Here is a 13,784-nt window from a genome sequence, read left to right as displayed (position 1 = left end):
CCCCCCCCCCCCCCCCCCCCCCCCCCGGCCGTACGTCAGAAGGTGTGCTCGGCGGCGGGGAACTCGCCCCCGCGTACCTCGTCGGCGAAGCGCCGGGTCGCCTCGGTCAGCGCCCCGGCCAGGTCGGCGTAGCGCTTGACGAACCGCGGCGCCCGGCCGGTACGCAGCCCGGCCATGTCCTGCCAGACCAGCACCTGGGCGTCGGTGTCCGGCCCGGCGCCGATGCCCACCGTCGGGATCGGCAGCTCCGCGGTGATCCGCTTGGCCACCTCGCCCGGCACCATCTCCAGCACCACCGCGAAGGCGCCCGCCTCGGCGACCGCCCGCGCGTCGGCGATCACCTCGTCGGCGGCGTCGCCACGCCCCTGGACCCGGTAGCCGCCCAGGGTGTGCTCGCTCTGCGGGGTGAAGCCGATGTGCGCCATCACCGGGATGCCGGCGCCGACGATCGCGGCGATCTGGTCGGCGCAGCGCCGGCCGCCCTCCAGCTTCACCGCGTGGCAGCCGCCCTCCTTCATGAACCGCACCGCCGTGCGCAGCGCCTGGGTGGGGCCCTCCTCGTACGAGCCGAAGGGCAGGTCGCCGACGATCAGCGAGTGCTTCGTCGCCCGGACCACGGCCCGGACCAGCGGCAGCAGCTCCTCGGCGGTCACCGGCAGGGTGGTCTCGTAGCCGAACACGTTGTTCGCCGCCGAGTCGCCGACCAGCAGCACCGGAATGCCGGCCGCGTCGAAGATCGAGGCCGTGTACTGGTCGTACGAGGTGAGCATCGACCAGCGGTCGCCGCGCTCCTTGGCGGCGATCAGGTCGCGGGTGCGTACCCGCCGGGTGGCCGGGCCGCCGTAGAGGGCGGTCACCTCGGTCGGGGTGGACTCCACCATGACTGTCTCCTTTCCTCGAGGCCGCCGTCGCGGTCCCCGGGTTCCGTCGCGATCGTCGCACCGGACGACCGCCTCACGGCAGGGCACAGTGCAGGATTTCACTCGGCGGAGCCGGTGCGGCGGGACTCCGAACGGTCGCCGCCGCACCGCCATCGGCCCGTTCAGCCGTCCTCGCGCCACCGGTTGGTGATGGGCAGCCGCCGGTCGCGTCCGAACGCCTTCATGGAGATCTTCGTGCCCGGCGCGGACTGCCGGCGCTTGTACTCGGCGATGTCCACCAGTCGGAGCACCCGGTCGACGACCGCCGGGTCGTGACCGGACTCCACCAGCCCGTCGCGGCCCAGGTCGCCGTCGACGTAGCCGATCAGGATCGGGTCGAGCACGTCGTACTCGGGCAGGCTGTCGCTGTCGAGCTGACCGGGGCTCAGCTCGGCCGACGGCGGCTTGCCGATCGAGTTCTCCGGGATCGGCGGGGTCTCGCCCCGGGCGGCCGCCTCGGCGTTGCGCCACTTCGCCAGCCGCCAGATCAGCGTCTTCCAGACGTCCTTGACCGGGTTGAAGCCGCCGACCGAGTCGCCGTACAGCGTCGAGTAGCCCACCGCCAGCTCGCTCTTGTTGCCGGTGGTGAGGACCAGGTGGCCCTCCTGGTTCGACAGCGCCATCAGGATCACGCCCCGGACCCGGGCCTGGAGGTTCTCCACCGCCACCCCGGACAGCGACATGTTGGCCAGGAAGGTGTCCACCATCGGCTGGATCGGCTCGACCCGGTAGTCCAGCCCGGTCCGCTTGCCCAGCTCCTCGGCGTCGGCCCGGGAGTGCTCCGAGGAGTGCTGGCTGGGCAGGGACACCCCGACCACCCGCTGCGGCCCGAGCGCGTCGACCGCGAGCGCCGCCACCACCGCCGAGTCGATGCCGCCGGAGAGGCCCAGCACCACCGACGGGAAACGGTTCTTGTTGACGTAGTCGCGCAGGCCCAGCACCAGCGCCTGCCACACCTCGGCCTCGTCGGCGACCGGCTCCATCACCCCGCCGACGGCCGCCGGGCCCGCCGGGGACGCCGGGACGGACCCGACGGTACGGCGGACGATCCGCATCCCGTCGGCCAGCTCCTCGTCGTCGGCCCGGTCCGGACCCGCCTCGGGCAGCTCGACGTCGTGCAGCAGCAGGTGCTCGACGAACTGCGGGGCGCGGGCGAGCAGCGTGCCGTCGGCCGCCACGATCATCGAGTCGCCCTCGAAGACCAGCTCGTCCTGGCCGCCGATCATGTTGACGTACGCGATGGGCGCGCCGGCCTCGGCGGCCCGGCGGCGGACCAGCGGCAGCCGGATGTCGTCCTTGTTCAGCTCGTACGGCGAGCCGTTGATGTTGACCACCAGCCCCACCCCGGCCTGCCGGGCCACCGCGAACGGGCCGCCGGCCTGCCAGAGGTCCTCGCAGATGGTCAGGGCGACGTCCACCCCGCCCACCCGGACGACGGTGAGGGCGTCGCCGGGGAGGAAGTACCGGTCCTCGTCGAAGACGCCGTAGTTGGGCAGGTGGTGCTTGAAGTAGGTGGCCGCGACGCCGCCGGAGTGCAGCAGCGCGGCGGCGTTGCGGGCGCCCCGGCCGGGCTGGGCGTCCCCGCCGACCTGCGGCGGGCCGTCCGCGTCCAGGTAGCCGACCACGACCGGCAGGTCACCGAGGCCGTCCGCGGCCAGGTCGGCCGCGAGCCGCTGCAGCGCGGCCTTCGACGCCGCGACGAAGGAACGGCGGAAGACCAGGTCCTCGACCGGGTAGCCGGTCAGCATCATCTCCGGGAACGCGACGAGCTGGGCGCCGGCGTCGGCGGCCCGGCGGGTCCAGGTGCGGACCAGTTCGGCGTTGCCGGCGAGGTCGCCGACGGTCGGGTTGACCTGTGACAGGGCGAGACGCAGGGTGGGCATGTCCTCATCTTGCCCCAGCGTCGGCGGAGCGTACCGGTGGCCGGGACGAGACGGCGGCCACCCGGCGCGGCAGCCGGCCGCCGGGCGGGACACGACGGGACGGCCGGCGGTGCGTCGCGTAACGTCGGCGTAACGAGGCCCGGGGAGACTGGGCGGTCAGGTCGGGCGCAGCCCGGTCGAAGGCGGACGAAGAGTGTCGCGAGGGGTTGGGGAAGTGGACCGTCAGCAGGAGTTCGTCCTCCGTACGCTGGAAGAGCGGGACATCCGGTTCGTCCGGCTGTGGTTCACCGACGTGCTCGGCACGCTGAAGAGCGTGTCGGTCGCCCCCGCCGAGCTGGAGGCGGCCTTCGAGGAGGGCATCGGCTTCGACGGCTCCGCGATCGAGGGCTTCGCCCGGGTCTTCGAGTCCGACATGGTGGCCATGCCGGATCCGACCACCTTCCAGGTCTTCCCCTTCGAGGGCGGGGTCAGCGGCGAAAGCGCCCGGATGTTCTGCGACATCCTGCTCCCCGACGGCGGACCCTCCTGGGCGGACCCGCGGCACGTGCTGCGCCGGATGCTCTCCAAGGCGGCCGAGAAGGGCTTCACCTTCTACACCCACCCGGAGATCGAGTTCTTCCTGCTGGAGAACGGCGCGCAGGACGGCTCGGTGCCGACGCCGGTGGACACCGGCGGCTACTTCGAGCACACCACGCACGCCGTAGCGCGCGACTTCCGCCGCCAGGCCGTGCTGGCCCTGGAACGGATCGGCATCTCGGTGGAGTTCAGCCACCACGAGGTGGCCCCCGGCCAGCAGGAGATCGACCTGCGCTACGCCGACGCGCTCACCACCGCCGACAACATCATGACCTTCCGGCACGTGGTCAAGGAGGTGGCGCTCTCCACCGGCGTGCAGGCCAGCTTCATGCCCAAGCCCTTCACCGACCAGCCGGGCAGCGGGATGCACACGCACCTGTCGCTGTTCGAGGGCGAGCGCAACGCCTTCCACGACGCCGGCGACCCGATGAAGCTCTCCAAGGTGGCCAAGTCGTTCATCGCCGGGCTGCTGATGCACGCCCGGGAGTACACCGCGGTCACCAACCAGTGGGTCAACTCGTACAAGCGGCTCTTCCCGCTGGCGCTGCCGGACCGGATCACCGAGAGCCCGGCGTACGTCTGCTGGGGCCACCTGAACCGGTCGGCCCTGGTCCGGGTGCCCGCGTACGGCAAGCCGAACTCGGCCCGGGTGGAGGTCCGCTCGCTGGACTCGGCGACCAACCCGTACCTCGCCTTCGCGGTGCTGCTCGGCGCCGGGCTCAAGGGCATCGAGGAGGGCTACGAGCTGCCGCCGGGCGCCGAGGACGACGTGTGGTCGCTGACCAGCGCCGAGCGGCGGGCCATGGGGTACGAGGCGCTGCCGGAGAACCTCGCCGAGGCGATCGACGTGATGGCCGGCTCGGAGCTGATCGCCGAGGTGCTCGGCGAGCACGTCTTCGACTTCTTCCTGCGCAACAAGCGCGCCGAGTGGGAGCAGTACCGCCGCGAGGTCACCCCGTACGAGCGGCAGCGGTACCTGTCGCTCTAGATCGCGGTGGCGCGGTGCCGCTATCGTCTCGATCACCGCGCCGGCATCCTCGCCGGGCGTAGGAGGCCGGGAGGCATTCGGTGCTGGAGGATCTGCTCAGCGGGGCGTGGCAGAGCGTGGTGTTCGGCGTCGTCGGGGTGGCCCTGATGGCGGCCGGCTTCCTGCTGGTCGACGTGCTGACCCCGGGGAGGCTGCGCGAGCTGATCTGGGTGCGGCGCAACGGCAACGCCGCGCTGCTGCTCGCCGCCAACCAGCTCGGCATCGCCGGGATCGTCTTCACCGCGATCCTGACCAGCTACAGCGACTTCGCCAAGGGCCTCGCCTCCACGGTGATCTTCGGGCTGATCGGGCTGGCCATCATGGCGCTGGCCTTCTTCGTGCTCGACCTGCTCACCCCGGGCAAGCTAGGCGAGGTGATCTGCTCGGAGGAGCCGCACCCGGCGGCCCGGGTCAGCGCCGCCACCCACTTCGGCGCCGCGCTGATCGTCTGCGCCTGCATCGCCTGAGCGCCGCTGTCGTACCCCCGGCCTAGTTTCCGGGGGTGAACCGCACCGACCGTCTCTACGCGCTGGTGGAGGAGCTGCGGGCGGTGTCGCCCCGGCCGCGCAGCGCCCGCTGGCTGGCCGGGCGCTTCGAGGTGAGCACCCGCACCATCGAGCGGGACATCGCCGCGTTGCAGGGCTCCGGCGTGCCGATCTGGGCCGAGCCGGGCCGCACCGGCGGCTACGTGGTCGACCGGGCGCACACCCTGCCGCCGGTCAACCTGACCGCCGCCGAGGCGGTCGCGATGGCCGTCGCGCTGCACCGGCTCGCCGGCACACCGTTCGCCGGGGCGGGCGCCACCGCGCTGCGCAAGCTGCTCGCGGTGATGCCGGCCGCCGACGCGGCCGAGGCGCACCGGCTCGCCGGCCGGGTGCATCTGATCGGCGACGGGCCGGCCACGCCCGTCCCGGCCGTCGTCGCCGACGCGGTCGCCGCGCGGCGCGTGCTCCGCCTGCGGTACGCCGACCGCGCCGGCGCGGCGTCGGCGCGCGAGGTCGAGCCGCTGGGCTACCTCGGCAACCCCCGGCACTGGTACCTGCTCGCCTGGTGCCGGCTGCGCGACGGGCTGCGCTGCTTCCGCACCGACCGGATCCTCGGGGTGGAGGCGCTGCCCGAGGTGGTGACCCGGGAGCTGCGCCTCGCCGACCTGGACATCCCGCACGAGCGGGTGCGTGCGCTGAGCCTGGTCTGAGCGGTTCCCGCCGACCGGGCCGGAAACACCGACAGGACGGTGTCGCGGGCGGGGTCGAGGCTGGTTCCCGACGACGCCGGCCGCCCGGGCCGGCGCGGGAACGGGAGGCAGCATGTCCACCACGCCCATCACCTGGTTCGAGATCGGCACGGACCGGCCGGACGAGGCGCAGCGCTTCTACGGCGAGCTGTTCGGCTGGACCTTCGAGGAGCAGGGCGCCCCCGACGGCGGGTCGTACCGGGTCACCGCAGCCGGCGAGGGCGAGGGGATCGGCGGAGCGATCCGGGCCACCCACGGGACGTCGCCGAACTACGCGGTCTTCTACGCGGAGGTCGCCGACGTGGCGGAGACCTGCCGGCGCGCCGAAGCGGCCGGCGGCAAGGTGCTGGTGCCGGTGCAGACCGCGCCGAGCGGGCTCACCTTCGCCCACCTGCTCGACCCGGCCGGCAACCACCTCGGCGTCTTCACGCCCCCGCCATCCGCCTGAGCCCCGCCGGTACGCGATGTGGCGGCGTCCCGGTCACTCGGACACCGCCACATCGCCCATCCCGAGCCGATCGAGCGACGCGACCGGCCGGCGCCCCGTGGCCGGCTCGCTCGGCGGTGGGGTGCCGGGGCGAGGTGCCCCGCGCCGGCCGACCTCGAGTGAGTCCGCGATTGTCCAGGAGGTCGGGCCGACGCGGCGCGCGGTGGCGCCGCTGCGTGAGAGCGGCTTGGTCTACCCCTGCCGGAGCGCACCGCTCAACGCGGCACGAGCGCGCACTGCCGGTTACGCCGTCGCCGACTAGGCGGTGTGACCGGCACAATGCCGAGGTGGATGTTCCCGACCTGCTCGATCGAGCGGCCACGATGGTTGCGGCGAACGCCGCCGACGAGGCCGGAGCGAGGGTCGCCGAGGTACGGGAGTACCTGCAGCACCACGAGTGGGAAATTGCCCTTGACCTTCTCGCCGACCTCGACGAATGGCCTGCCGGTGCGGAGTGGTGGGACCTGTTGGCCGAGGCCGCGGATTTGATGCGGCTCAGCGACACGGCCGCTTGGTGCCGATGGCGTCACTGGGAGAGCATCCATGGGATCATCCGCGCCGAGCTGACGCTCGTGCCGGCCGCCGATGGTGGCCGGCGGACCCCCATACCTGGTCAGGGCGTGTTGCGGCCGCTATGGCACATCGGCCAGTACATGCCCGAGGGCCACCCCGACCTTCGTGTCGCACGGATCTGGGTCGAGAGCGCGCCAGAGCTGGCTCCTGGAGCGACGGGACCGATCCGCCTGGCTCCCATGGCTCCCGTCGCGTGGCGGGGTCTTCGGCCGGCGCAGACGATCACCATGCACGAAGGCACGCCGGTGCGAGGAACGGCTACGATCACCGAGGTATCGGGTCCGCGCTGACCGAGGGAGTTCCTGCTCGCCACTGCGTTGACTGCCAGGACGTCGACGCCCGGCGGGGTGGGTTCAGGACCTCAGGTAGGTGACGACAGCGAGGACGCGCCGGTTGGTGTCACGATCGCTGGCCAGGTTCAACTTGGCGAAGATCGACGCGACGTACTTCTCCACGGAACTCTCGGACAGGTGCAGAGCAGCGGCGATCGACCCGTTCGACCTGCCTTCGGCCATCCCGGCAAGCACGTCGCGTTCACGCTCTGTCAGCGCCTCGAGGCGATCGGCGCGACGGCTTCGGCCGAGCAGCTGCCGGACCACCTCCGGGTCGAGGACCGTGCCGCCGGCGCCGATCCGCTCGACTGCGTCGAGGAAGTCGCCGATGTCGGCCACCCGGTCCTTGAGCAGGTAGCCGAGCCCGCCGTGGGAATCGGCGAGCAGCTCGCTGGTATATCGCTCGGCGACGTACTGGGACAGCAGCAGGATCCCGACCGTCGGTTGTGACGCCCGGATGGTCAGCGCGGCCTGCATACCCTCGTCGGTGAACGTCGGCGGCATCCGGATGTCGACGACGGCAAGGTCGGGGTCGTGCTGGTCGACCGCGTCGAGCAGTGCGTCGGCTGTGTCGACGGCGGCCACGACGGCATGGCCGGTGTCGGTGAGCAGCCGCCGTAGTCCGTCACGGAGCAGTGCGGCGTCCTCCGCGATCACGATGCGCACGGCAGCTCCACGGTGATGATCGTCGGCCCACCGGCCGGGCTGTCGAGTTGGAGCCGACCGCCAAGGCTTTCCGCGCGGTCGACCAGCCCGGCGAGTCCGCCGCCCACGACGATCGCGGCGCCACCCGCACCGTCGTCGCGAACCTGAAGCCGCAAGGCTGCCGCGTCGCGGACCACGGCGACGTGGATCCGCCCGGCACTGCCGTGCTTCGCCGCGTTGGCGAGCAACTCGCCCACACAGAAATAGGCCGTCGACTCGACCGCGGCGGACGGGCGTCGCGCGACGTCGAGGTCGAGGACAACCGGGATTGGACAGCGCGCCACGAGCAGCGGCAGCGCGCCTTCCAGCCCCAGATCGGTCAGCACTGCGGGGTAGATGCCGCGGGCCAGGTCTCGCAGCTCCGTCAGTGCCTGCTTGGCCTGTTCATGCGCGACGGCGACGTGACGCGCCACCGCCTGCGGGTCACCACCGCCGTCGAGTTCCCGCCGAGCCCGCCCCAGCTCCATGGCTACGGCCACCATCTGCACCTGCGCGCCGTCGTGGAGATCACGCTCGATCCGCCGCAGATGCGCCCCGGCCTGTTCCACTGCCTGGTCGCGGCGACGCTCCAGCACCCGAGCCAGGTCGGGGCCTACGTCCGGCCGCAGCATCCATCGCAACCGTAGCCGGTCGAGAGCGGCCAGACCCCGTACGACCCAGGCCGCGGCCACCAGGCCCGCGAGCCCTACCAGGCCGACCAGCAGCGGGTACGGCCAGACGTCCGGGTGCCACCGAGTCCCCGCGACGTCGAGCCCGTTCCAGCCGGGCGGGGTGTACCAGCACCACACCGGATAGGTGGCCGCTGCGGCGGGCAGCGCCCAGACGAGGACGGTGGCGTACGCCATCGCGATCGCCAGCGGCCCGCTGGGTAGCAGGAACGCCAGGATGCGCCAGCCGGTGACGTCGGTGAGCCCGTCGCGAACCCAGCCGACGATGCCGGGCGACCGTCGCCGCACGACAGCCGGCAACGGCAGCTCGAGGCGCAACAGCACCCGCGCCCGCCACTGCTCCGGCCAGGTCGCGAGCCGTGTGCCGCGCACCAGCATCGCGAGCAAGGCGAGACCCACGACCGTCAGACCGGCAACTGTCGCGTAGCCGGTCAGGCCGACATAAGCGACCATGAGCGCGCCAACCGGAGCGCCCAGGAGAAGATGGGCGCTGTACCGCCAGGTGTCCGCTCGTACGGGCGCCGACAGCACCCCGACCAGCCGCGTGCTGGCTGAGCGTGTCCTGGCCGGCGGAGTGTTCCGTACTCTCGTCATGATCGGTCGTCAGTCAAGCACGCGATGCTCACTCGGCGCTCCCCGGCGGAGGCTCGCCAGCAGGCGAGCACCAGCACGCCGACGGTCACCACGGCCAGGGCGATGAAGTTCACCAGGCCGGCGTCGACATTGCCGGTGCCGCCGACAGCCCATCCCGGTCCGGTCAACCGCAGCTGCAGCAACGCGTCGCCATGGTCCGGCTCAGTCGCCGTGCCGACGCCCAACAGGTAGTCCTGTGCCCAGTTCCAGCCGCCATGGATGCCGATGGCCGCCCACAGCGTGCCGGTGAACACCCGCGCGGCGGTGAGCAGACATGCGAACAGCACGAACTCGGCCATCCCGGCGACGAAGTACCCGATCGAGGTGACACCGCCGAACAGGTGCAGCAGCGCGAAGACCACAGCAGCAACCAGCGCCGCGAGGGGCACAGGCATCCGCTCCGCCAGGTTGGCGAAGACGTACCCCCGGAAAGCGACCTCCTCGACCGCTGCCCGCAACAGCACGAGCACAGCTCCGGAGACGACGGCGAGCGCGGCAGGTACGGCGCCTCGAGCGTCCACTGACCATGCGATGACCTGCGTCCAGCCGGCGGCCAGCTCGATGCCGAACCAGGCAGCGATGGCAGCGACGCCGACGACGAACCCGGCGGCAAGGCCGATCAGCTCACGTCGTCCGGGCAGCGGCATCCCGATGTCGCTCCACGGACGCCGGTCGACATATCGGCGGAAGAGTTTCGTGACGAGCATCGTCGTGGCGAATGCGGCAACCGTCGCCAGGACCACGATCCACGTCGCGGCGCCGGAACCGACGATCCCGTAGGTGACCCCCGCCGCAGCGGCGAGCACCGTCACCACATAGCCAGCCAGCCGTAGCGGGAGGAGCAGCCGACGCTCCGAATCGATCAACAGTTGCATGCGTTCGACGCTAGGGAGCGGGGCCGACGAAGAGTACCGGGCTGCCCACCAGACCCTGTTGTGGCCAACCTCAACGGACGGACGGCGACAGGAGAGCTCAGTCGGTTGGGTAAGTGAGAACGCAGGCGTCGCACGCCGGTATATGGCTTGGAATGCCTCCTCGCTTGGCTCACGATGAGCGCGTGCCTGATCCCGAGGGTGCGGCTGACGCCGTCGCGACCGACCGCTTGATCCTTCGAAAGCCGAGCCGGGCGGACGTACCGGAGCTGTTCGCGCTCTACGCCGACCCACGAGTGTGGGGGCCCGACCCGCTGAGTCGCCACGACACGGTCGAGCAGACCGAGCGGATGGCCGACAACTGGTGTGCGGCGTGGCGCCGTGACGGCCTCGGAATGTGGATGGCTTACGGTGCGGACAACACCTTCGTCGGCATCGGGGGCTGCTTCGTCCGCTACGGCGTCGCGTGGAATCTCGGCTTTCGCCTTGTTCCAGACTTCTGGGGACAGGGCTATGCGCAGGAGATCAGCGCAGCAGCGACGACGGCGGCGCAAGTTCTGCGCGCCGACCTGCCCATGACCGCCTACCTGTTGGAGGGCAACGAACGGTCTCGGCGGGTTGTCGAGCGTATCGGGCTCAGGCTGGCCTGGCGCGGCGCGGACGCGGGAAATCCGGACGCCTCGGCCGTTCGGCTGCTCTACAGCGATCGGCAGCTGTCCCAGGAAGCCGTGACTGCGCTGACCGAGCGCTGAACACGCCGGACACAGCTCGCCCCGCTCCTCATTTCGAAGCAGCATGATGCCCGGTGTGCCCATTGCCGATCTGCTACGAGCCGGAGTGACCGCACCGCGCCCTGACCGGGCGGCGTGTGCCACATGGCTGGCCTCGGTGTACGAGAGCATCAGAGGAGCCGGTGGTGCGGTCACCACCTCGGCCGAGGAACCAACAGTCGGCCGGAACTACTACCGGATCAGTGTGCGACTCGGTGACGGCAAGCCTTTGTGCATTCTTCTCAACTCCGCGGCCGCCCTGGTCGCTGCAGCTCAACAGCGAGATCCTCGTCTGATCAGCCTGTTGTTCGCTGACGTCCCAGGCGGGGAGATCTATCGCCGAGCGGGGTTGCGGGTCGCCACCGGGGCGGAGCTGGAGCAACCGATCGAGGATCGGTACCTCCGGCTGCTTACCGACGAAGAACGGCGGGACGTCACCTACCACCGTCCGGGCCGGCTTGGTGACCTGCTGTTCAACTGGTTCGACTGACCTGCCCGTGAACACTTCGCGGCAGACGAGTGCGTCCGTGGCGCACGGTTGGAAACGCCGATTCAGAGCTGCCCTGGCAGACAAGCCTGCGCTTGGCTGATCACGAGTTCCCGGATCAGGGGTAACTCGGAACTCGTGCTCGCACCCCCGAAGCGTTCAACGTCGTACCACCGGTCCAGGCAGGAGATGACGTAGCTCCATTGCGCACCGGTCAGCGACACCGTCACCTCTTGATCGTCGGGCGGCCAGTTGCCGGCGCCTGTTGTCTCCGGCGTCCAGCCAGAGGTCTGGCGCCAGCCTTCGCGAAGAATCTGGATTCCGGTCGCTATGAGACCGTGCGGGTCACCATTCTCGGCCTCGACGTTGACCACGTTGTCCAGGACACCGTTGACACTCCGCCACTGCCGAGTGGCCATCCGGACCGCGCAGGTGCTCGAATCAGCGGGCTGATGGATCATGCCCCGCATGGTGACCGGCGGCCGTCTGGTGGTCAACAACTCCCGCTCGCTCGGTCTCGGTACTGCGACGACCTCTCCGGCAGATCCGGACGCTCACGCGGCGACGTCCAAGACGCTCAGCGTAGATTCGGCGCGTGCTGGAGGCGTGGGAGCTGACCTTGACCATGGACATCGCGCGGCAAGTCAGGCAATGGCGGGCTGAAGGCTGCACCTGGCGCGCCATCGCTGCCTGCGCCGACGACGCATGGGGCACCGACTCCCGCGGCAACCAGCTGTTCGGCGAGGACCTGTGCCTGGAGAGCGCGCGGCTGCTCGGCGAGAATCCCAACGCCGATCCCTGGAACTGACCCGGTTGACGAGTCTCCCTCGACCGACGCTGCTCCACCTGTGACCGCTTGATCTGGTCCGCCTGCGCGCGCACTGCCATCGGCACGTGAGTGCAGCTCGTCGCTTGGGGACGGCCCCGCCACTCGAAGCGGCGGGGCGTGCGGTGGTGCGGGGTGGCCCCGCCGGTGACCGGCCGAGAGGAGAGGAACGGCCGGGGGAGGCAGCACGGCGAGGCCACCCGGGTCACTTGCCGGGCGTACCCATGCCGCCGTGGTGGCCGCGGCCGCCCGGGCCCGGGAAGACGCCGGCCTCGACGGCCTTGGTGATGGCGTCGGCCTGCTCCTGGGTGAGCTTGCCGTCCTCGACCGCCTGGGCCAGCCGGTCCTTGAGGGCGGCCCGCCGGTCCTCGGCGGAGGGGCGCTCCGGGCGGTCGGCCGTGCGCTGCTCGTGCAGCTTCTCCAGCGCGGCGGTCACCTTCTCGGTAGGCACGCCGAGCTCCTTGGCCAGCGCCTCGGCGAACTCGCCCTGGCGGGCGGCCTTCTGCTGCTGCCGGTCGGTGCCCTGCTCGGCGCTGCTGCCGGCGCCCGGCGTCGGGGTGGCGTCCTCGGCGAAGGCCACCGTGGGGGCGGCGATCCCCACGCCGAGCACTCCGGCGGCGGCGAGCCCGGCCAGCAGGTGCTTCTTCGACATCGTGCGGGACATCAGTCCTCCAGTGATCGGTGGTTGGTGCGATGACCTCACCGACAGTGACCACCAAACCTGGACCGCACCCGTGCCGACCCTGTCCCTCAGCTGAAAATCCCACCCTCCCGCCAGGTGATCAAGAAGTTTGCGTCGCCGGGCGGCGCTCTCCCGGACGCAAACTTCTTGATCACCGGGGCCGGACGGCGGGGGTGACGGTGAGGGTGCCGGTGTCGGCGTCGAGGGTGGCGGGGGTGCCGACCGGGACGGTGAGCTGACCGACGCCGTGGCCGACCGGGAGGCCGCCGAGGACCGGGACGCCGAGATCGCCCAGGCGCTCGGTGAGCACGTCGACGATCGTGGTGTCCCAGCCGTCGGCGCACTCGGTGAACTGGCCGACCGCCACCCCGGCGATGCCGTCCAGCACGCCCGCCCGGCGCAGGTGGGTCAGCATCCGGTCGACCTTGTACGGCGGCTCCTGCACCTCCTCGATCAGCAGCACCGCGCCGGTCAGGTCCGGCATGTCCGGGGTGCCGATCGAGGCGGTGATCAGGCAGAGGTTGCCGCCGAGCAGCGGACCGACCGCCCGGCCGGGCACCCGCACGGCGAAGGTCTCCTCGTCCGGAGCGGCGGCGACCGTCACCGGCTCGGTGGTCATCAGCGCGGCGTGCAGCGACTCCGCCGAGCGCAGCGGGGTCCGCTCGTCCAGCCAGGCCGCCCCCGGGCCGTGCACGCCGGCCAGCCGGGCGCCCCGCCAGAGCGCGAGCTGCAACGCGGTGATGTCGGAGAAGCCGGCGACCACCTTCGGGTCCCGCCGTACCGCGGCCATGTCGATCAGGTCGACCACCCGCTGCGCGCCGTAGCCGCCCCGGGTGCAGATCACCCCGCGCACCTCCGGGTCGGCGAACGCGGCGTTCAGGTCGGCGGCGCGCTGCGCGTCGTCGCCGGCCAGGTAGCCCTGCCGGGCGTACGCGTTCGGCGCCAGCACCGGCCGCAGCCCCCAGCCGGTCAGCAGCTCGACTCCCCGGGCCACCCGCTCGGGCCGGGTGGGCCCGGAGGGCGACACGAGCATCACCGTGTCGCCGGGGTGCAGGACCGGTGGGCGCAGGCATTCGTCGGTGATCACAGCGGCAGAGCCTAGTCGGCGT

The 13,784-nt window shown here is 71.5% G+C and carries 16 protein-coding genes; 8 read left to right on the top strand and 8 right to left on the bottom strand.

All coding sequences use genetic code 11. The features are described 5' to 3' along the window. Positions 1-35 precede the first annotated feature (35 nt). Complete coding sequence (gene panB, locus ACSNN7_RS19905; protein WP_436682365.1) at positions 36-881, bottom strand: 3-methyl-2-oxobutanoate hydroxymethyltransferase; 846 nt, start codon at positions 879-881, stop codon at positions 36-38. Positions 882-1,042: 161 nt separating this feature from the next. Continuing rightward, on the bottom strand, positions 1,043-2,803 hold the full coding sequence (locus tag ACSNN7_RS19900) for an NAD+ synthase (RefSeq protein ID WP_436682363.1): 1,761 nt from the start codon (positions 2,801-2,803) through the stop codon (positions 1,043-1,045). Positions 2,804-3,017: 214 nt separating this feature from the next. Between ACSNN7_RS19900 and glnA the strand changes: the two genes are divergently transcribed. The 5 genes from glnA (at position 3,018) to ACSNN7_RS19875 (ending at position 6,990) form a co-directional block, all read left to right on the top strand. Beyond that, positions 3,018-4,367 (top strand): type I glutamate--ammonia ligase, encoded by a 1,350-nt coding sequence (gene glnA, locus ACSNN7_RS19895; protein WP_436682361.1) that lies wholly within the window; start codon positions 3,018-3,020, stop codon positions 4,365-4,367. An 80-nt stretch (positions 4,368-4,447) separates the two neighbouring features. Next, positions 4,448-4,873 carry a DUF350 domain-containing protein gene (locus ACSNN7_RS19890; protein ID WP_334450100.1) on the top strand — a complete coding sequence of 142 codons (426 nt, stop codon included), beginning with the start codon at positions 4,448-4,450 and terminating at the stop codon, positions 4,871-4,873. 35 nt (positions 4,874-4,908) lie between these two features. Then, entirely contained in the window at positions 4,909-5,601 is a 693-nt protein-coding gene (locus ACSNN7_RS19885; protein WP_436682359.1) for a helix-turn-helix transcriptional regulator, read from the top strand. A 112-nt stretch (positions 5,602-5,713) separates the two neighbouring features. Beyond that, a complete protein-coding gene (locus tag ACSNN7_RS19880) occupies positions 5,714-6,088 on the top strand; it encodes a VOC family protein (RefSeq protein ID WP_436682357.1) in 375 nt (124 codons plus the stop codon). A 326-nt stretch (positions 6,089-6,414) separates the two neighbouring features. Beyond that, positions 6,415-6,990, top strand: coding sequence for a hypothetical protein (locus ACSNN7_RS19875; protein WP_436682355.1), 576 nt, complete (start codon positions 6,415-6,417; stop codon positions 6,988-6,990). Positions 6,991-7,053: 63 nt separating this feature from the next. Here ACSNN7_RS19875 and ACSNN7_RS19870 read toward each other — a convergent pair whose 3' ends face one another. The 3 genes from ACSNN7_RS19870 to ACSNN7_RS19860 are packed head-to-tail and all read right to left on the bottom strand — an operon-like array spanning position 7,054 to position 9,913. Next, positions 7,054-7,698, bottom strand: coding sequence for a response regulator (locus tag ACSNN7_RS19870; protein ID WP_436682353.1), 645 nt, complete (start codon positions 7,696-7,698; stop codon positions 7,054-7,056). Continuing rightward, entirely contained in the window at positions 7,686-8,999 is a 1,314-nt protein-coding gene (locus tag ACSNN7_RS19865; protein WP_436682351.1) for a sensor histidine kinase, read from the bottom strand. Before ACSNN7_RS19865 ends, ACSNN7_RS19870 begins: the two co-directional genes overlap by 13 nt. Continuing rightward, the gene (locus tag ACSNN7_RS19860) at positions 8,996-9,913 is read right to left on the bottom strand and encodes a CPBP family glutamic-type intramembrane protease (RefSeq protein WP_436682349.1); all 918 of its coding nucleotides are present in this window, start codon (positions 9,911-9,913) and stop codon (positions 8,996-8,998) included. The genes ACSNN7_RS19865 and ACSNN7_RS19860 overlap by 4 nt, the downstream gene beginning before the upstream one ends. Positions 9,914-10,095: 182 nt before the next feature. Between ACSNN7_RS19860 and ACSNN7_RS19855 the strand changes: the two genes are divergently transcribed. Further along, positions 10,096-10,662 carry a GNAT family N-acetyltransferase gene (locus ACSNN7_RS19855; RefSeq protein WP_436682347.1) on the top strand — a complete coding sequence of 189 codons (567 nt, stop codon included), beginning with the start codon at positions 10,096-10,098 and terminating at the stop codon, positions 10,660-10,662. Between the two features lie 136 nt (positions 10,663-10,798). Beyond that, a complete protein-coding gene (locus ACSNN7_RS19850; RefSeq protein WP_436682346.1) occupies positions 10,799-11,170 on the top strand; it encodes a hypothetical protein in 372 nt (123 codons plus the stop codon). 62 nt (positions 11,171-11,232) lie between these two features. Here ACSNN7_RS19850 and ACSNN7_RS19845 read toward each other — a convergent pair whose 3' ends face one another. Beyond that, complete coding sequence (locus tag ACSNN7_RS19845) at positions 11,233-11,628, bottom strand: hypothetical protein (protein ID WP_436682345.1); 396 nt, start codon at positions 11,626-11,628, stop codon at positions 11,233-11,235. Between the two features lie 134 nt (positions 11,629-11,762). Between ACSNN7_RS19845 and ACSNN7_RS19840 the strand changes: the two genes are divergently transcribed. Beyond that, complete coding sequence (locus tag ACSNN7_RS19840) at positions 11,763-11,975, top strand: hypothetical protein (RefSeq protein ID WP_436682344.1); 213 nt, start codon at positions 11,763-11,765, stop codon at positions 11,973-11,975. A gap of 223 nt (positions 11,976-12,198) precedes the next feature. Here ACSNN7_RS19840 and ACSNN7_RS19835 read toward each other — a convergent pair whose 3' ends face one another. Beyond that, complete coding sequence (locus ACSNN7_RS19835) at positions 12,199-12,657, bottom strand: hypothetical protein (RefSeq protein ID WP_436682343.1); 459 nt, start codon at positions 12,655-12,657, stop codon at positions 12,199-12,201. A 169-nt stretch (positions 12,658-12,826) separates the two neighbouring features. After that, a complete protein-coding gene (locus tag ACSNN7_RS19830) occupies positions 12,827-13,762 on the bottom strand; it encodes a S66 peptidase family protein (RefSeq protein ID WP_436682342.1) in 936 nt (311 codons plus the stop codon). Between the last annotated feature and the right edge of the window lie 22 nt (positions 13,763-13,784).

It is taken from the genome of Micromonospora sp. URMC 105 (assembly GCF_051386295.1).
GTDB lineage: Bacteria > Actinomycetota > Actinomycetes > Mycobacteriales > Micromonosporaceae > Micromonospora.
This window is presented reverse-complemented; position numbering and strand designations above follow the sequence as displayed.